The organism is Devosia sp. Z11_6 (assembly GCF_058133665.1).
This window is the reverse complement of sequence record NZ_JBYUNQ010000002.1, coordinates 724,275-741,126: the sequence shown is the minus strand read 5'-3', so window position 1 is coordinate 741,126 and position 16,852 is coordinate 724,275. Positions and strand designations below refer to the sequence as shown.

The window sequence follows — 16,852 nt, the reverse complement described above, 5'->3', positions numbered from 1 at the left end:
CCGCTAGGAGCGCTTGTCCCGCCGCCGCATTGCGCCGAGCGCGAGTGAAGCCGGCACTGCCAGGGCCAGGGCGCCCAGGGAATGCTGCCGCCGTGGGCGCAGCTGCGCAGCAGCGGCCCGGTAACCGGCCTGCCATTCCGGGCTTTTGCCTGAAATATCGTCGGTGGGTTCCCCGCCCTCGTCGCGGGACTTGCCTACCGTGTCGGCTGCGGTGGCATTACGGTGACCGAGCGGATCGCTGCTGCCCACGGTGGAATCGCGCCGCGTCTGCCGCTCGGCCTCCGCATTAAGCTCGGCACCCACGATCAGCATGGTGACCGAGATCCACATCCAGGTCAGCAGGGCAATGAGCCCGCCCAGCGAGCCGTAGGTCTTGTCGAAATTGGCGAAGTTCGCCGCATACCAGGAGAACAGCAGCGACACGACGATGATCCCGACCACGGCAAGGAGAGCGCCCGGGGTAACCCAGCGCCATTTCGGCTGCTGCCGGCTCGGGCCGAAGCGATAAAGAACGGCAATACCCAACAGCAAGACCACGGCGAGCAGCAGGTAGGAGCCGATCTTGAGCACCCATTCCAGCCCACTCCCCAGCCCGAGGAAATTCAGCACCGCTGGCACCACCACGGCCACGCCAATCATCACCACCGCGCCAACGACACCGGCCAGGGTAAACACGAGGGCGGTGGCGTTCAGAACAAAGAAATTGCGCTTTTCGCGCTCGTCATAGGCGATGTTCATTGCCTCAAACAGCGTCTTGACCCCCGAACTGGCGCTCCAAAGCGCAATGGCGATCGAGATGATAAGGGCAAAGCTCAGCGTCGATTCCTGGCTCGAGGTCAGGCGCTTGAGTTGTTCATCGATGATGGCCATGCCTCCTTCGGGCACCACCGCGGACAGTGCCCTGACATGCTCGGTCACCGTGGCCGGGTCGGTGAACAGGCCATAAAGGGACACAAAGGCCGTGAGGGTGGGGAAGATCGCCAGCAGCAGGTAATAGGTTACCGCCGCCGCGATCAGGGTCACCCGATCATCATTGATCTCGGCATAGGTGCGCCACAGGATGTCCTTCCAGCCCTTTGCCGGTACCTCCGTTGGCGCATCCGCCTCACGACCATGATCCTGCTCGGCACTGCGGTTTTGGACTGTTGCCATCTGCTTTGTTCCCTTGCCTTGGGAGGGGCAACGACAAAGCGCCAGCGTGGTTGCAGGCCACCAGCCTGCGAGACCCAGCAAACAGCAGGCCCCGCTCCAAAAAGGAGCGAGGCCCGCTTTGCCCGCTTGTGCCCGTGAGCTTAGTTGGGGTCGACCACGAAAAGGGTCAGGCCCGTATCTCCCTGGGTCACGGTCACCACATCGACCGGCCCGACCCCGGACTGCGCCAGGGCTGCCCCGAGGGCCTCGTTGGCGGCAACCGCGTTGCGCAACTCCTCGGCTGCCGGGATCGGCAGACCGGCGGAGCCGCAGCCTTCCAGCAGCACCAGCGAGGCATCGCCCGAACCGGCGGCAAGAACATCGGCAGGCTCGGCCGCATCGCCTGCGGCGACCGCTTCGGCAGCCCCGGAACACCCCACGGTGCGAAGCGGAAGGGCAAAGGCTTCGACTTCAGCCGTCAGCACCTGAGCGGATGCTGTTGCGGCCAACGGAGCGCCGCCCGGCAGCGCGCCGGCCTGGTCTTGGGCGCCCGTTGCACCATCACTGCTGCCGTCGGAGCCAGCCGTGTCCTCATCGCCGGAAGCTCCGCCGCCCGTCGCGCCATTGTTGGCCCCCCCGGCAGCATCATCGGGCGCCGCACTGCCGGTATCCGTGTCCGGACCACCCGCATCGCCGCTGGCATCATCGCCATTGCCACCTGCTCCATCACCGGCGCCATCGCTGCCTGCCTCGTCCGCAGGAGCCGACCCGCCAGCCCCCGTGACGCCTCCTGCGGCGCCATCACCGCTGTCGGCAAGCTGGGCCTGCGTATCAACCAGGAGCCGCACCTGCCCGGCGCCGCCGGCGCGAACCGCGACCACGGCTTCGGGCGCAATCCCGGCATCGGCCAGCGCCTGCGTGAGGGCGAGCTTGGCTTGAACCTCAGCGAGGGCCTCATCGTCATCACTGCCGCCAAGCGTTGCCAGCACATCGGCCTGTGCCGCCTCACCCAGCAAGGCATCAAGATCGAGGATGGTGATCTCGCCGCCGCCCGCTCCGCTCGCATCGCCCTCCGTGCCCAAAATGCGCAGCACGGCATCCACACGCTGCTGCTCATCGGGAAGCAGCGACAAGTCCAGCGCCGCCAATTCCTCTTCAGTGAGGGCGGCGACGTCGAGATCGGCAAGGTCTCCGCTCGCGGCGCCCTCCCCGCCAGCCTGCCCGTCACGGGGCAGGATGGCGACATCGGCGGCGAGCTCACCCGAGCCGGCGCCCAGCTCGGCATCGACCACATCGATGCCAGCCGCGTCCACTTCCGCCACCAGGGCCTCGGGGGCCCCGCGCACCAACACTTCGGTCAAGCCATCGGCCCCGACCTCGATCGCGAGCACATCTTCCAGCGCCACGCCTTCGCGTTCCAGCACCGAGCTCAGCACCGCGCTGTCTTCAAGAACCGCGAGCAAATCCGCCCGACCCTCGGGATTGTCGCCGATGGCAATCTCGATCTCCGCCAGCGCCGCCTCGGACAGCACCTCGTCCACCCGGACCAGCGCGATGCGGCGATCATCGATGCTGGCATCAAGGTCGATCTCGGCCAATCCTGGATCGGCGATCAGCTCGATCAGCGCCTCGGCCCGCGCCGTTGGGCTGCCCAGCGCCAGCAGCCTGGTGCCACCGGTTACCGTTTGCGTGGGATCGATTGTCGCTGTTTGCTGGGCTCCGACCTGCACATCGGCATCTACTGCCGCGCCGGAGCGGGAACCCGAGCCGAGATTGACATCGGCGCTGACCGGAGCGCCCTGGATCACGTTGACATCGGTGTCGAGCACATTGGCGCGGGGGCTGCCGTCGCCGCCCAGCACCGTGCCGGACACCACTTCGCTGTCGCCGGCCTCGACGCCGACATCCACGGCCGCGTCCCCGCCTATCTCGGCATCGACGCCCAGACCATCATCACCACCAACATCGACGTCGGCATCGACCGCCGTATCGCCACCAAGGCCCACATCGGCATTGATGCCATTATCGCCGCCAAGCCCCACGCCGGCATCCAGCCCGCCATCGCCGCCGCCCACCCCGACATTGAGGCCATCATCGCCCCCCACCGAGATGTCGACACCGCCACTGCCAATATCGGCATCAAGCAGCTGGGCAGAAGCGGGGGATACTGCCAAGGCAGCCGTCAAGGCAAGAACAGAAATGCTGGATCGAAGGAACATAGACATCTCCTAAGCCGAAATGATTAGTTCCGATCAACGGAAGGAGGAGGGGGCGGTTTCTTGCCTTTGCCCCGACTTTACTTGGCGTCCTTGCCGACCCGAAAAGCAATTGATGTCAATTTTACTGACCAGCGCTCCCCCGCCTGGTCACAACGCCTCGGGAGAGGCATGCAAAGGGTAAGCAAACCGTCAACGCGCTGGCTGAAAGGTGACCTCAAGCGCCACATAAAGGCCCCCCACCCGCCGGTTCAACGGTGTATAGGGGAGCATTCCGCCCTTCATCCGTGCCTTTGCCGAAGGAAAATCCATGAGCGCCATTCGCCGCCGCACCGCCATTTTGCTCCCCACCCTTGGTCTTCTTGGCGCGGTCCTGCTGTCCGCCTGCAGCCCCTTTGGCAACACTGCCGGCTCCGCCGGGACCCTGTCGCCCGGCCTGTCCGCCCGCATGGACCAGCCAGGCGCCAGCCTCGACCGGGCCCAGGCCATCGGCATCATCAATGCCTATCGGGCCACCAATGGCCTGCCGGCCCTGGCGCTCGATACTGGCCTGAGCGGCACTGCCCAGGCGCTCGTCAACCAGTATGCATCCACCGGCACGCCGCCCAAGACGCCCAATGGCGTCAAGGCGCTCAAGCTCAGCGCCGGTTACGCCACCTTCGCCGAAACCTTCTCGGGCTGGCGCAACAACCCCGCCGATGCGGCTGGCCTGCGTGCCAATGCCGGCAAGGCCGGCGTCGCCGTGGCCTTCAATCCGACCTCCAATTACGGCATCTACTGGGTGCTTATTCTTGCCGACTGAGCCGACACTGATCGACGCGCGGGGGCTCAAATGCCCCCTGCCGGTGCTGCAAACCGAAAAACGGCTGGCCCAACTGCCAGCCGGCACCCGGCTCGTCGTGCTGGCCACCGACCCGATGGCGCGCATCGACATCCCGCTTTACTGCCGCCAGAACGGCCATGACTGCACGGTGACCGACGCCGGCGATCACCTGCGCTTCGACTTGGTGCGCCGCTAAAGGTTCGGGCGCGGCCGTGGCATGGGTACCGGGCCGGTGGCGGTTGCCGCCATACCGGGCCGCAGCTCCGCCTCGATCCCTACGACATCGCTGGCGATCGGGAAGGCCGGCGCGTGATCGGGACGCGGACGCGGCAATTCGATCCCCACGCGCACCCGGCCCAGATTGGTCGCCACATAGGACTGCGCCGGGATTGCATCATTGAGATAGCTCGGCTGCCCCTTGAGGCCCATGGGGAAGGCCGCTTCCTGCGCCTTCACATATTCCGGTGCTTGCTGGCCGCAGATGCGCGCGCGCATATCGACGGGCGCGGCGCTTGGATTGTTGGCCAGCGCCAGCAGCGACTGCCCGGCCGGCCGGGCCGCGCCCGACAGGCCGCGCAACACCAATTCGGCCGCCCGCTCATTGCGATCGCGCGCCGATGAGCCGCCCAGCACCACCGCCAGGAGCCGCCGCCCGTCGCGCTCGACGGTCACCACCATGTTGAGCCCCGAAGCACAAACATAGCCAGTCTTCATGCCGGTAGTGCCGGCAAACTTGGTCAGCAGGGCATTATTGCTTTCGAGCTTGGCCTTGCCCAGCTGCACAAATTCGGTGCCGAACATCTCGGCATATTGCGGGAAGTTCTGCCGCAAATACAGCGACAGCACCGCCAGATCGCGCGCCGAAGTTTGCTGGGCCGGGTCATGCAGCCCGTGCGGATTGGCAAAGCGAGTTGCCGATAGCCCCATCCGCGCCGCCGTCTCGTTCATCTTGGCGACAAACTGGGCTTCGGTGCCCCCCACGGTTTCGGCGATCCCCATGGCGATGTCATTGGCCGACTTGACGATCATGATATAAAGCGCGTCCTGCAGGCTCAGCGCGCTATCCACCGGCAGCCCAGACTTGCTGGGCGCCTGGTTGATCGCATTGCGCGACAGCACCACCGGCGTCTGCAGCGTCACGGTGCCCTTCTGGATTTCCTCGAAAGCCACATAAGCGGTCATCAGCTTGGTAAGCGACGCTGGGTGCCAGGGCTGGCCGGCATCTTCCTCATACAGCACCGCAAGATTGTCCATATCCACGAGCAGCATGGGGTTGGCCTGGACCACTGCAGCACCCGCCCACAGGCAGTTAAGGACAATGGCAATGATCGCTGAGCGCAAGGATCGAGCTGACGGCACGAGAGCGAGCTCCGGGACTGATAAGGGGCGCGCGTTCTTAACAGCCACCTTGCCCAAGCTCAATGCACGGGCCCTCCCACCCACGGGCTTTTGAACCCCCAACCTCCTGACATCCCTTGACGAGGGGTCGCGGCACAACCGCAATTTCCACCTGGAGAACGCCCATGACCACCATTGTTACCGTCCTCACCCCCGGCTTTGCCGATTGGGAAACAGCCCTGTTGAACGCGGCCAGTGCCGGCCATCTCGGCATCACCACCCGCTACGCCGCCCCCGGTGGGATCCCGCTGGCCTCCGCCGGCGGCCTGCAGGTCACGCCTGACCTGCCTGTCGACAATATCGATCCCGCCGGCATTGATGCCCTTGTCATCTGCGGTGGCGCGGCTTGGTCGCAACCCGGAGCACCCGACCTTACCCGCCTGCTGCAAGCGACGGCGGCAGCCGGCAAGGTGGTCGGCGGCATCTGCGATGGCACCCTGCCCCTTGCCCGCGCCGGCCTGCTCGACACCATCCCCCATACCAGCAACAGCACCGACAACCTCGCCCCTACCGGTTATGGCGGCGCCCGTTTCTACCGGGACCAGCCCCGGGCCGTCCGCGCCGGTGCCATCATCACCGCCCCCGGCACCGCCCCGGTCAGTTTCATGGCCGAGATGCTCGAGGCCCTGGGCTATGGCAGCGACGATCTGCGGTTTTACTATGGGCTGTTTGCCGCCGAGCACCCGCCGGCACAAACTGCACCCTAGGCACTGAAAGGAACCATCTCTATATTGAGGGCCAACCAACCCCGCAGGTCGCCCATGTCGCTCCAGGACACCGCCAATCGCTCCAACTGCACCGCCATGTCCGATGTGCTCAACCGCATCGGCGACAAGTGGAGCGTGATGGTGGTGGGCATTCTCGCCCGCCATGACACCATCCGCTTCAACGAACTCAAGCGCTCGATCAATGGCGTGTCGCAGCGAATGCTGACCCTCACCCTGCGCAATCTCGAGCGCGATGGCCTGGTCACCCGCACCATCTATCCCGAGGTGCCGCCCCGGGTTGAATATGGCCTGACCGAACTGGGCAAGACGCTGACCAACCCCATTCAGGCGCTGTGGGACTGGTCGGCCGAGCATCATGGCGCCATCATCGATGCCCGCACGGTCTACGATCAGCGTGCCATCGCCGTTGAGGCCGAGCAGCCGCGCAAGATCGCTTAGGCCAGGGGGTAGCTGAATGCCCTCGCCCTCGCCCTGGACCCGACCGTCCCTCGCTGGGCAGTTGCAGGACCTGGGCCTCGGGCCCGGCGATGCCGTGCTGGTGCACGCGGCGCTGCGCCTGGTCGGCCCTATTCTGGGCGGCCCCGACGCGCTGATCGACGCCTTCACCGATGTGCTCGGCCCCGAGGGCACGCTGCTGGGTTATTGCGACTGGCAAAGCGAGGAAGACGCCTTTGCCGATCCCGCGCTCCGCCCGCATGTGCCGCCTTTCGATCCGGCGCGCTCGCGCTCGATCCGCGACAACGGCGCCTTTCCCGAATTGCTGCGCACCACCCCCGGGGCCCGGCGCAGCGGCAATCCCGGCGCCTCCTGCGCCGCCCTGGGTGGGCAGGCCGACTGGTTCACCGCCGATCATGCCCTCGATTATGGCTATGGCCCGCAATCCCCGCTGGGCAAGCTGGTCGAGGCGGGCGGCAAAACGCTGATGCTCGGCGCCCCGCTCGACACCATGACCCTCCTCCACCATGCCGAGCACCTGGCCGATATTCCGGGCAAGCCGGTTAAGCGCTTCGAAGTCCCCCTGCTTATAGATGGCGCCACTCACTGGCGCTGGTGCGAGGAGTTTGACACTGCCAACGCCCCTCCTGGGCTCCCCGAAGATTATTTCGCCACCGTGGTGCGCGATTATCTCGCCACTGGCGCCGGGCAAACGGGCCGGGTCGGCAATGCGGATTGCGTCCTCGTTGCCGCGCCCGAGATCCTTGCCTTCGCCGTTCACTGGCTCGAACAGCATTACCGCGGGGTGGGAAACTGATCGTGTCCGCGCTAAAAACCTGCGCACGCACCCTATCGCACCCAGTTGCGGCGCAAAGCGCCTTGCGCTAGACACAGCCCGTGCCCCTCTGGCGGAATGGTAGACGCAGAGGACTCAAAATCCTCCGCCGCGAGGCGTGCCGGTTCGAGTCCGGCGGGGGGCACCACTCCAGGCTAGGGATGACGAGCGGGACGCTGCTCAGCAGCTGGCGCAAAGAAAACAAGAACTGTGGGAGAGGGCGCGTCGGTAGGCTGCTGTTGAAGATCCGCGATGGCAGTTGCTGGTCAGGCTTGCCGCTCAGCGGGACGAAGCGGAGAAGGTCGCATCGTTTGTTCGGCGGGCTGCAGAGAGCAAACCTAATAACGGTCAAACGAGAGTAGGCGACCGCACGCTAGAGCACTGGCTAGAATGGCTGGAGTTCACGCTGGAGCAGCGCAGCGTCAATGATCTAGAGTGGCTGTTCTCCAGGATTAGCGCTGTTGGGCCTGGCGACGGTGACGACGACTGACGTGCCACCTCACCACCCTCCACTTGCCGCCTCCTCCTCCGTCGAGATAGCGTGAGGAATGAGCCTCAAAATCACTATAGACCTAAACGAACCCAACCGCCTGCTCGACTGCCAGGTGCGCGTTATCTCCATCGAGGAGCACCACCTCGGCATTCTAGAACTGGACACGGATCAGGGTTTTCTCCCAATCTCGGTCAACCGGAGCGCCGCGGCGACTCTGATCACAGCGCTGGCCGAGTTCATGGCCGCCACAGAGGTGGACCAAGAAATTCCCATCGCCAACGACGATGATCCGGTGGATTGATGAAGCGCTTCACGCTTTTTGATCGCGGTGTCTGGCGACGGTAGTCTAGGACTTAGGCACTATCTTTCCCAGCCTTAAACGCCCAGCCAATCTTAAGGCGTGACCGCAACGTCCATATCACCCAGAACCACCACGCCAGGAACAAGATATAAATCGCGTAGGATGCGGTGATGTACCCCATCGCTACGCCGTCGGCATTCAACATATAAACTGATACCGCCCATGTCGTAGCATACGCAAGGGCAAGAGCTCCGGCGGTTGCGCACTGCGCGGCGAGAAGGGGTAGCCTCCATGCTGACGAGAGGCTCTGAGAAACAGCCCAATAAAGCTGGGGCGCTAAGTAAATGAAGGTCGTAAGGACGCCATCTGGCCAACTCAACATGTAGCTAGCGCCGGCGAACTTCAAAGCGGCCCACAGTGCAGCTGGCGGCAAACTTCCAAGAGTGAATAGCGTAAGAAAAGCCACTACAAACTACCGTTGAGTTTTGAGTGTGTTTAGCCATCGGCGACGACGCGAGGCCTGAGGCAGGCGCTTCCATTTACTAGCCCGATTGAATTACCGGCGGGGACAAGGTGCTGTCCGCTACGTAAGAACCCTACTCCGTTCCGGACGCATTGAAACGGGCAGAAATGCTCTGCGCTCTATTGGCCTTGAGCGCATGGTCATCAGCCTGCAGGAACCCTCGCTTTCGCGTGAAGAATAGGGCCCCACGGCCCAGATATCCTTCTGGCGCCATTGTTGGCGGCGGCCTCGCCGGCCGCTACACGGCAACGAAGGTGTTTGCCTTGTGCGCGGCGCCCACCCTGATCGATTACTGAAATGTGCGGCCGCTTCACCAACGAGATGACTTGGGCGGATCTCCACGCCCTTTGCCGGCTCAGCGACGTGCTTTACCCCGTGCCGCCGTCCAACATGCAGCCGCCCTACAACATCGCGCCGACGCAGGATGTGCAGTTCGTGCATCACGACAAGGCCGGTGGTGGTTGGTGTCGTTTGGGGCCAAGGAAGTGCCCAAGGCCACGATGTTCAATGCCCGCCTCGAGACAATGGACACCTCGTCCGGGTTCCGTGAACCGTTCGAAAAGCGCCGCTGCCTGATCCCTGCCGATGCTTACATCGAGTGGACCACAAACCCTGTGGACGGCAAGAAAGACCCGTGGCGGCTCTATCTGCCGGAGCACCGCGGCTTCAGCTTCGCTCGTCAATGAGGGCGTTGTCGAGGGAATTTCATGGTTTGCTGATGGATCGAAAGACTGAGTTGATCACCTGGACATAGACCAAGGCACCAAGGCCAATGATGGCCGCCACGGTTAGGCCGCCGCCCTGGCCTCGTCGCGGAACCACCTGAGGCGAAGACGGTAGGAGCCCTACCCCCACATTTGATGGCAGGACTGGGAGGCAAGGAACACCAGCCCGTTAGAACTGTTGTTTCGATGCGGAACGGCTCGTTCAAGAGTAGCTCTTACGGGTCGAGGGCTCCCGGCCCGAGGTAGTTCGCAGCACTATCTCGGGTCGGTTGTTTTCGAGAACTGCTCTGTAAACGGCGGCGGAACAGCGCCCAAAGAAAAGCCCCACCGAAGCGCGGCTCAAGTAGCTGTTGTTTGACTAGGAGGCCTTAGAACAGCTGGCTACCGGCGTCCGTGCCGATCAGAGTGATCGTGCCGCCGTCGCCGAGCGTTAGAATGGTGTTGCCCTCGGCGAAAGTGCGGGTAGAGGTCTGACCACCAAGGTCGACGCGATCACCGTCACTGAAGTTGAAGCCTTCGATGCGGTCGCTGCCGCCGCCCTGTGCGAACACGAAGCGATCTGCTCCAAGACCGCCATTCATGGTGTCGTTTCCGACACCGCCGACCAGCGTGTCATCGCCTTGGCCTCCGTGGAGAAAGTCATTCCCCTGTCCTCCATGGAGGTAGTCATTGCTGAAATTTCCGAAAAGCGCATCATCACTCATGTTGCCGAACAGGGCGTCAGTGTCCTGTCCACCGTAAAGCGTGTCTCGATCCTGCCCGCCGTAAATGGTATCTTCGCCTTCCTGGCCAAAAACCAGGTCTTCCCCTGGATTGCCATAGAGAAGGTCATCACCACCTCCGCCATACAGCGTGTCCCCGCCATCCCCTCCCGAGTAAACGTCGGCACCGAAGGATCCCTGGAACTGATCAGTGGCTACAGTGCCAAATGTGCGGTCGCTTCTCCCGTACAGATTGATTATGCCCTCAGCGTCCCAGTTGTCCAACTCCATCTGCGGCCCCAAATAAGGATACATCAGGGCTTGAGGGTCGTCGGGATGTCCAAGCCCTAGCGCGTGGCCAATTTCATGCATCGCAACTGCAAAGAAGTTTGTGCCAAAGCCCGCATCGCGCGGATCAGTTGACCAGTTTTCCGCCGAGTCGAAGGCTATCTCAGCCTTGCTCATTCGCCCGTCTTGAAAGAAGGAGTATCTTGTTTCACCCAGCGTCCCCCCTCTACCGTCCATGCTGTCCCAGCCCAGACGGATGTTTGTGAAGCTGCTGTCGCTAACTTCGACTAAGTCAATATTAGCAAGGCTCTCCCAGCGGTCGAATGCCGCGCGCACCAGCGACTGAAACGCGCCGCCAAGTTGCGCATCGAACATATAAAAGGCTCCAGCAGCTGCTGCTGCGAAGCTCCAGGTGACTTGGCCACCTGAGGTTCCAAGACTTGGATTTCCCCATTTGGCACCCGTGAAAACAAAACCGCTCATGAGGTAACTCCAGCAATTCGTATCTACACCATAAACACCTTCCGCATAAATGGTTTGCACTTCACCTACAACTTCGCGATGCGGCCCGGAAGTTCATTTGGAGAAACGTTCTTAAACTGCTGATCGATCATGTCTTCGGCCAGTAAGCCAGAACCCCCGCGCTGCTCGGCATTCAGATACCGGTCGACTGCAGCGAGTCGAGGATGGCCAGTGTGAGCGGAATGTCCTGGTGAATGACGTAGCCCACATCCTCGCGCCGCTTGATCCAGAACAGCTCAAGGTACGACCATCCCCGCCCGTTCCATGTGCCGATCCATCGTCATATCGGAGATGATGCCCTTCTCGGCGAGGCCTTCACGGGCGACGGTGCGCCATTTGTCGGCAGAAAGCCTCGCCTCTTCAAGACTAACATTAGATGCGGACCCCAGTCCCATTTCGCGGCGACGGCCATGAAATGTGATGCGCAGCACCCATATGCTCCGCCCGTCGTCCCGCCGCCGTCTGAGTGCTTCCCGCAAAGCAGGCCCTCTAGAACGGGACGCCGCCAGCAACCCTCCATTTAAAGCAAATCATCTTCAACTGCTTGCCTGGTAAGGTTAAAAATCGGTTTCTTGCGCCGAGCCCTGGTTAATACTTCCTTTTATTTTTGCTTCTGAGTAGCTGTTTAGCACCGGCGACCTTTGTCACGGAGTGGGTGAATCCCAGCACTTGTTGAGTAACTCGAGGAACAGAAACATGCGTAGTCTTCTTATTGCCGCCGCTCTGCTTGCAATGGGCGCTGGCGCGGCTCAGGCCGGAAATATTGCTTTGCAGTCACAGTCCGGCCTCGCCAACCGAAACAATGTTGTCCAGGAAGCAGACTCCGGCGACAACGTCACCGGCACGATCCAGAGCGGTGCGCGCAACAATGCCAGCGCCAGTCAATTGGCGATCGCGGGCGTCAATCTGGCCGGCACCCGCCAGACTGGCTCGTTCAACAATGCTCGCACCAGCCAGACCGCCATTGGCGGCCTCAACGACGCTGGAACAACCCAGCTTGGCGTTTTCAACCGTTCCCAGACCAGCCAGCTGGCGGCCTTTGGTGGCTTGAACCAATCGGGCACGAGCCAGGACGGCGCCTTCAATCTCTCATCGACCAGCCAGATCGCACTCGGCGATGGCGCGAACTACTCCTCCACCAGCCAAGCTGGCCTGGGCAATGTCTCGTCTGTCAGCCAGCTGTCCTATTGATGACAACAATGACACGGCGGAACAGCCGCCGTGTTTCTGCGCTCCCGGTCCGCTCTAGAACTGGCCGGTGAAAGACACGGTGGGCGTAAAGCTCCACATCGAGCCAAAGCTCAAGCGATTGCCCGTCTGGGCGGCGCCATCATAGGTCAACGCCCCGTCGTCCGAACCAGCATAGGAATTGGTAGCCGAACTAACCGAACCATCGCGCGACACGGTGGCGACCCGGGACAGATAATCGATCGTGCCGCCAAAGGTTATCTGCCGATTTGGCGCGAGAGCAACGGTAACAGCGGGCGCGACTTTCGCCGACCAGGCCATGCCGTCCGCCTCCAGATCGATACGGTTTGCATTGTTTACTGTGGTCAAGGGCACGACTGCGGCCGAACCACGAGCGATAGAATAGCCTTCCCGCCCCTCGTAGCGATCCTCGACATGATAGGCGCCGCCCTCCAGCCCCAGTGAGAAGGTCACTTCGTCCGAAATGGGCTGGTTGAGATTAACACCGATAACACCACCCCAGTAACGGGAGGTCAGCCGCTCGTTGCGCAGCATCGAATATTCGGGGAAGGTCGTCGCGCTCGGGCTCGCTTCAGGAATATCGACCCGGGTCGTGGTGTGGATTGATTGCCGCAGCAGCCGATAGCTCGGCCCCACATAACCCTGCATGGAGGCCGCGCCGGTCACCGTCGACAGAGCCAGGGTAAGATCAACCCCCGAATAGGTCAGCTTGCGATCAACGCTGGTGCTGATAGCAAGGCCCGTAAGGTCACCTGCACCAAAAAATACCCCGCCATCTGTCGCTGCCACCGCGCCATAAGCCGCAGCACCGTTGATTTCCCCCTGCTGCGTTGCCACGCCCCCTAGCGCGAAGCTGTTGTTGTCGCGGGCAATGCTGACGCCGTAGTCATTGACCGCCCCCGCAGCATTGAAGGGCGCGTTCACACTCAGCACTTCGCCGCCGCCCTGTGGATTGGCATGGATGACCGTGGCGCTCGCCGAAGAGTTCCCCGGAGCGCTGTCGGTGGCTAGCGCGATGCCGGCATCTCCAGGCGTAGTATAACCACCAATCGTAACGGTGCCTGGCCCCGTGAAGCGATCGACCACCGTGCGGCTGGAGCCCCCAACCGTGGTAAAGCCAGACAGCCCGACGCCTGCATCGTAACTGCCGAAAGCGCCCAAGCTCAGCCCGCCACTGAGGCCTAGATTGGCGCCCACGCCGCTGCCACTCACCTGCGGGGAAAAACTCCCCGATCCATTCGTCCCTGTGCCGGTGTCGATTCCAGGCAACTGGAAAAAGCTCGACCCCAGTGTCAGTCCGAAGGCCTTGCTCGGTGCTTCTTGCGCGCTCACGACACTGGTAAAGAGAACGCCCGACAACAACGCCGCGTAATATTTTGCTTTCATGACCCTCGAACCGACCCAACTTATGGTTAACAGACCATGGACCAGTTTGGTTAAACAGTATTTAAGGATGCTTAGACTTGTGAGTCAGCAGCGCACCAAGTCCAGACGCCTGATCGGCAGTCCAGCAAGTTGCCTTATCGCGGTCCTCCACGATCGCCGCCCACGCGGCCCTAAGGAATTCGCCGGCCTGAACGGAGCAGCAGAACCCGGCCCCAATTCGCTGACCGTGCTGGCCGTATCGCCGTTTGCCGGGCTTTGCTCTCCTTCGGCCTCTAGCGGCAAAGGGGAAAAAGTTCCCGAACCAGGCTCTCAGATTTTTGTGACCAGCAAACCGCACAACATGACGCCGTTAACCAAACGGCTTACCGCGCTATTAAGACTCTCTGCGCAATTTGCAGGGACATCTTTATACGAGGTTTATCATGAAGCATGCAGCGATCATCTTGGGCGGAGCGCTTCTGCTGACGGGTACGGCCAACGCCGCCGACCTGTCCTGGAACAGTGGCGCGGCCGCGACGCCGTTCTATTCGTCATCCTCCGCCTTCAACTGGTCCGGCTTTTATGCCGGCGTGAACGGCGGCTACGGCTTTGGCGAAACCACGCAGGAAGCATCCGGCGGCGGCCCCGAGATCGACACCAATACCGATGGCTGGTCGCTCGGCGCCCAGGTCGGCTACAACATGGACATGGGCAGCGGCTTCATCGTCGGTGTGGAAGCGGACGGCCAGTGGTCCTCGATCGGCTATGAAGAAGATATCGGCCCAGGCACCACTTTCGAATCGGGCATCGATGCCTATGGCACGCTGCGTGGCCGCGCCGGCATGGCGCTGGATCGCGTGATGCCATATGTCACCGCCGGTGTCGCCGTCGGCAAGGGCTCGATGAGCACCACGGACGCGGCCAATGTCGTGACCTCGCAGTCCACCACCCATCTGGGCTGGACCGTGGGCGCGGGCCTCGAAGCTGCCGCCACCGACAACCTGACCCTCAAGGCCGAATATCTCTATGTGGACCTGGGCACCCAGACCTATTCCGGCCTGCCCGGCGGCTCGGTCGACTCCACGCAGCGCTTCAGCGTGGTGCGCGCCGGCATGAACTACAAGTTCTAGTCCAGCGGCAATGTCCCAACCATGACCATCAGGACCGGAACGGCAGGCTGGGTGTTCGAGCCTTGGCGCGGCACGTTCTATCCTGATGGTTTGGTGCAGAAGCGGGAGCTTGCCTATAGCAGCTCCCGGCTCGGCACCATCGAGATCAATGCGACCTTCCGGGCCAACCAGAACCCCGCGAGCTTTGCCAAATGGGCCGCCGAAACCCGCGATGGGTTCGTGTTTGCGGTCAAGGGCCCCCAACTCGTCACCCATATCCGCCGCCTCAAGAACTGCCGGCCGGAACTCGCCAATTTCTTGGCCTCAGGTCCCCTGGCACTCGGCCCCAAGCTCGGCCCCTTTGTCTGGCAGCTGCCCCCCAACCTGGCGCTGGACCTCGGCGTGCTGGAAGGCTTCCTCGCTCTCCTGCCCCGCACGGCGGACGACTACCTTGCCCTCGCCGCGCAAGCCGATGAGCGCCTCAAAACCCCGCCCTTCCTTGATGCCACCGGGGTGAGCGCCATCCGCCACGCCATCGAAGCGCGCCACCCCAGCTGGGATGACCCTGCCGCCCGCGATCTGCTCGCGCAACACAACACCGCCCTCGTGATCAGCGACACCGTCCAGCAGCCCGCCCGCGTCCTCACCGCCGATTTTGCTTATTGCCGCCTGCAGGGCCCTGCCCGCCCCGATGCCGCCGGCTACACTCCCGACGACATCGCCGATTGGGCCAGCCAGATCCGCGATTGGGACGCCGCGGGTCACGATGTTTTTGCCCTTTTTGTGCATGAGGACAAGCTGCACGCCCCCGCCAATGCCATCGCCCTGCGCCAGGCCCTCGGGATCAGCCTGCCCGGCGATTAGCATCAAATCGCCGTTCCGCTCTGGTTTTTACCGGCTTGTGCGGCTATCCCACCCGCACCCACAAGCGTCACTCCGGAACCCGCCCATGGCCGCCTCGCTTCGCTCTCCGCTCGACAAGATCAGTGCGGCCCTTGCTTTTGCGCTCGGCCTGCTGGCGATTACGCTCGCCTGGGCGTCCGAGCTGATCGGCGGTCTCGTGCCATGCGATCTCTGCCTTGAGCAGCGCCTCGCCTATTATTTCGGCCTGCCTATCCTGTTCCTGGTGCTGCTGTTCTGGAACCGCATGCCGCTGGCGCTCTGGTACCTCGCCATGGCCGTGGCCACCGCCATCTTCGCCTGGGGCGCCTATATGGGCATCTACCATGCCGGGGTGGAATGGGGTTTCTGGCCCGGCCCCACCGCCTGCACCGGGGTAGGCGCCGGCGTGAGCTTTGATGCGCTGAGCGATCTCAACGCCGCCCATGTCGTGGGCTGCGACGTCGTGCAGTTCCGCTTCCTTGGCCTGTCACTGGCGGGCATGAATGCCTTGGTCAGCCTGGCTATTGTCGCGCTGCTGCTGGTCTCGATTGTCGCCCAGCGGCGCAACAATCCGCGCCTCGCCTAGGGCTCGAGCTCGATATCCCAGTAGAGATAGTCGAGCCAGCTCTGGTGCAAATGGTTGGGCGGGAACGCCCGGCCATTATTGTGCAGGTCATAGACCGTGGGCGGATAAGGCGACTGGCGCGGGAACATCTTGATTTCCGAAGGCATCCGATTGGCCTTGCGCAGATTGCAGGGCGCGCAGGCCGCAACCACATTTTCCCAGGTGGTCTGCCCGCCTTTGGAGCGCGGGATCACATGATCAAAGGTCAGATCATCCTTGCAGCCGCAATATTGGCACTGGAAGTGATCGCGCAAAAACACGTTGAAGCGCGTAAAGGCGGGATGGCGCGCCGGCTTCACATAATCCTTGAGCGACACCACGCTGGGCAGTCGCATCTCGAAGCTCGGTGAATGCACCACCATGTCGTAGTGCGAGACGATATTGACGCGCTCCAGGCACACCGCCTTGATGGCGTCCTGCCAGGACCATAGCGACAGGGGATAGTAACTGAGCGGCCGGAAGTCGGCGTTCAGAACCAGGGCGGGACAGGCCTCAGGCGACACGTGGATCGTCACTTGAGTCTCCCGAAACGGGAATCGAAGG

General features: G+C 62.7%; 17 protein-coding genes, 1 tRNA gene and 1 pseudogene. 12 read left to right on the top strand and 7 right to left on the bottom strand.

Going from position 1 to position 16,852, the window contains the following annotated elements:
• Positions 1 to 3 precede the first annotated feature (3 nt).
• Positions 4 to 1,152 carry a YihY/virulence factor BrkB family protein gene (locus AC3YMN_RS08865; protein WP_489889726.1) on the bottom strand — a complete coding sequence of 383 codons (1,149 nt, stop codon included), beginning with the start codon at positions 1,150 to 1,152 and terminating at the stop codon, positions 4 to 6.
• A 140-nt stretch (positions 1,153 to 1,292) separates the two neighbouring features.
• On the bottom strand, positions 1,293 to 3,350 hold the full coding sequence (locus AC3YMN_RS08860) for a hypothetical protein (RefSeq protein WP_489889725.1): 2,058 nt from the start codon (positions 3,348 to 3,350) through the stop codon (positions 1,293 to 1,295).
• A gap of 307 nt (positions 3,351 to 3,657) precedes the next feature.
• On the opposite strand from AC3YMN_RS08860, the gene AC3YMN_RS08855 reads away from it, so the two are divergent.
• Positions 3,658 to 4,149: a CAP domain-containing protein gene (locus tag AC3YMN_RS08855; protein ID WP_489889724.1), complete on the top strand. Its 492-nt coding sequence runs from the start codon at positions 3,658 to 3,660 to the stop codon at positions 4,147 to 4,149.
• Positions 4,139 to 4,366, top strand: a complete 228-nt coding sequence (locus tag AC3YMN_RS08850; protein ID WP_489889723.1) for a sulfurtransferase TusA family protein — start codon at positions 4,139 to 4,141, stop codon at positions 4,364 to 4,366. Before AC3YMN_RS08855 ends, AC3YMN_RS08850 begins: the two co-directional genes overlap by 11 nt.
• On the opposite strand, the gene AC3YMN_RS08845 is transcribed toward AC3YMN_RS08850, so the two are convergent.
• On the bottom strand, positions 4,363 to 5,529 hold the full coding sequence (locus tag AC3YMN_RS08845) for a D-alanyl-D-alanine carboxypeptidase family protein (protein WP_489889722.1): 1,167 nt from the start codon (positions 5,527 to 5,529) through the stop codon (positions 4,363 to 4,365). The two genes, AC3YMN_RS08850 and AC3YMN_RS08845, sit on opposite strands and share 4 nt — an antisense overlap.
• A 164-nt stretch (positions 5,530 to 5,693) precedes the next feature.
• Between AC3YMN_RS08845 and AC3YMN_RS08840 the strand changes: the two genes are divergently transcribed.
• The 6 genes from AC3YMN_RS08840 (at position 5,694) to AC3YMN_RS08815 (ending at position 9,569) form a co-directional block, all read left to right on the top strand.
• On the top strand, positions 5,694 to 6,275 hold the full coding sequence (locus AC3YMN_RS08840) for a DJ-1/PfpI family protein (RefSeq protein WP_489889721.1): 582 nt from the start codon (positions 5,694 to 5,696) through the stop codon (positions 6,273 to 6,275).
• A gap of 54 nt (positions 6,276 to 6,329) precedes the next feature.
• Positions 6,330 to 6,734 (top strand): winged helix-turn-helix transcriptional regulator, encoded by a 405-nt coding sequence (locus AC3YMN_RS08835; RefSeq protein ID WP_489889720.1) that lies wholly within the window; start codon positions 6,330 to 6,332, stop codon positions 6,732 to 6,734.
• Positions 6,735 to 6,750: 16 nt separating this feature from the next.
• Complete coding sequence (gene aac(3), locus AC3YMN_RS08830; RefSeq protein WP_489889719.1) at positions 6,751 to 7,548, top strand: aminoglycoside 3-N-acetyltransferase; 798 nt, start codon at positions 6,751 to 6,753, stop codon at positions 7,546 to 7,548.
• Positions 7,549 to 7,630: 82 nt separating this feature from the next.
• Positions 7,631 to 7,714, top strand: a tRNA-Leu gene (locus tag AC3YMN_RS08825).
• A 400-nt stretch (positions 7,715 to 8,114) separates the two neighbouring features.
• The gene (locus tag AC3YMN_RS08820) at positions 8,115 to 8,360 is read left to right on the top strand and encodes a hypothetical protein (RefSeq protein WP_489889718.1); all 246 of its coding nucleotides are present in this window, start codon (positions 8,115 to 8,117) and stop codon (positions 8,358 to 8,360) included.
• Between the two features lie 822 nt (positions 8,361 to 9,182).
• A complete protein-coding gene (locus AC3YMN_RS08815) occupies positions 9,183 to 9,569 on the top strand; it encodes an SOS response-associated peptidase family protein (RefSeq protein WP_489889717.1) in 387 nt (128 codons plus the stop codon).
• 407 nt (positions 9,570 to 9,976) lie between these two features.
• On the opposite strand, the gene AC3YMN_RS08810 is transcribed toward AC3YMN_RS08815, so the two are convergent.
• Both AC3YMN_RS08810 and AC3YMN_RS08805 read right to left on the bottom strand, forming a co-directional pair.
• Positions 9,977 to 11,080 carry a matrixin family metalloprotease gene (locus AC3YMN_RS08810; RefSeq protein ID WP_489889716.1) on the bottom strand — a complete coding sequence of 368 codons (1,104 nt, stop codon included), beginning with the start codon at positions 11,078 to 11,080 and terminating at the stop codon, positions 9,977 to 9,979.
• Between the two features lie 347 nt (positions 11,081 to 11,427).
• Positions 11,428 to 11,598, bottom strand: a pseudogene (locus AC3YMN_RS08805) (Arm DNA-binding domain-containing protein); the annotation flags it as partial.
• Positions 11,599 to 11,815: 217 nt separating this feature from the next.
• Here AC3YMN_RS08805 and AC3YMN_RS08800 point away from each other — a divergent pair.
• Positions 11,816 to 12,310: a hypothetical protein gene (locus AC3YMN_RS08800; protein WP_489889715.1), complete on the top strand. Its 495-nt coding sequence runs from the start codon at positions 11,816 to 11,818 to the stop codon at positions 12,308 to 12,310.
• 54 nt (positions 12,311 to 12,364) lie between these two features.
• Here AC3YMN_RS08800 and AC3YMN_RS08795 read toward each other — a convergent pair whose 3' ends face one another.
• Complete coding sequence (locus AC3YMN_RS08795) at positions 12,365 to 13,714, bottom strand: hypothetical protein (protein ID WP_489889714.1); 1,350 nt, start codon at positions 13,712 to 13,714, stop codon at positions 12,365 to 12,367.
• 422 nt (positions 13,715 to 14,136) lie between these two features.
• On the opposite strand from AC3YMN_RS08795, the gene AC3YMN_RS08790 reads away from it, so the two are divergent.
• The 3 genes from AC3YMN_RS08790 (at position 14,137) to AC3YMN_RS08780 (ending at position 16,270) form a co-directional block, all read left to right on the top strand.
• Positions 14,137 to 14,823 (top strand): outer membrane protein, encoded by a 687-nt coding sequence (locus AC3YMN_RS08790; RefSeq protein WP_127754657.1) that lies wholly within the window; start codon positions 14,137 to 14,139, stop codon positions 14,821 to 14,823.
• Positions 14,824 to 14,844: 21 nt separating this feature from the next.
• Positions 14,845 to 15,666 (top strand): DUF72 domain-containing protein, encoded by an 822-nt coding sequence (locus tag AC3YMN_RS08785; protein WP_489889713.1) that lies wholly within the window; start codon positions 14,845 to 14,847, stop codon positions 15,664 to 15,666.
• Positions 15,667 to 15,751: 85 nt separating this feature from the next.
• Positions 15,752 to 16,270, top strand: a complete 519-nt coding sequence (locus tag AC3YMN_RS08780; RefSeq protein ID WP_172125581.1) for a disulfide bond formation protein B — start codon at positions 15,752 to 15,754, stop codon at positions 16,268 to 16,270.
• Here AC3YMN_RS08780 and AC3YMN_RS08775 read toward each other — a convergent pair.
• Complete coding sequence (locus tag AC3YMN_RS08775) at positions 16,267 to 16,824, bottom strand: HNH endonuclease (protein WP_172125579.1); 558 nt, start codon at positions 16,822 to 16,824, stop codon at positions 16,267 to 16,269. The two genes, AC3YMN_RS08780 and AC3YMN_RS08775, sit on opposite strands and share 4 nt — an antisense overlap.
• Between the last annotated feature and the right edge of the window lie 28 nt (positions 16,825 to 16,852).

Bases quoted from the DNA above. Each gene is read 5' to 3' on its own strand.
- AC3YMN_RS08865 (WP_489889726.1), bottom strand. From the start codon at position 1,152: ATGGCAACAGTCCAAAACCGCAGTGCCGAGCAGGATCATGGTCGTGAG.
- AC3YMN_RS08860 (WP_489889725.1), bottom strand. From the start codon at position 3,350: ATGTTCCTTCGATCCAGCATTTCTGTTCTTGCCTTGACGGCTGCCTTG.
- AC3YMN_RS08855 (WP_489889724.1), top strand. From the start codon at position 3,658: ATGAGCGCCATTCGCCGCCGCACCGCCATTTTGCTCCCCACCCTTGGT.
- AC3YMN_RS08840 (WP_489889721.1), top strand. From the start codon at position 5,694: ATGACCACCATTGTTACCGTCCTCACCCCCGGCTTTGCCGATTGGGAA.
- AC3YMN_RS08835 (WP_489889720.1), top strand. From the start codon at position 6,330: ATGTCGCTCCAGGACACCGCCAATCGCTCCAACTGCACCGCCATGTCC.
- AC3YMN_RS08820 (WP_489889718.1), top strand. From the start codon at position 8,115: ATGAGCCTCAAAATCACTATAGACCTAAACGAACCCAACCGCCTGCTC.
- AC3YMN_RS08810 (WP_489889716.1), bottom strand. From the start codon at position 11,080: ATGAGCGGTTTTGTTTTCACGGGTGCCAAATGGGGAAATCCAAGTCTT.
- AC3YMN_RS08800 (WP_489889715.1), top strand. From the start codon at position 11,816: ATGCGTAGTCTTCTTATTGCCGCCGCTCTGCTTGCAATGGGCGCTGGC.
- AC3YMN_RS08795 (WP_489889714.1), bottom strand. From the start codon at position 13,714: ATGAAAGCAAAATATTACGCGGCGTTGTTGTCGGGCGTTCTCTTTACC.
- AC3YMN_RS08790 (WP_127754657.1), top strand. From the start codon at position 14,137: ATGAAGCATGCAGCGATCATCTTGGGCGGAGCGCTTCTGCTGACGGGT.
- AC3YMN_RS08785 (WP_489889713.1), top strand. From the start codon at position 14,845: ATGACCATCAGGACCGGAACGGCAGGCTGGGTGTTCGAGCCTTGGCGC.
- AC3YMN_RS08780 (WP_172125581.1), top strand. From the start codon at position 15,752: ATGGCCGCCTCGCTTCGCTCTCCGCTCGACAAGATCAGTGCGGCCCTT.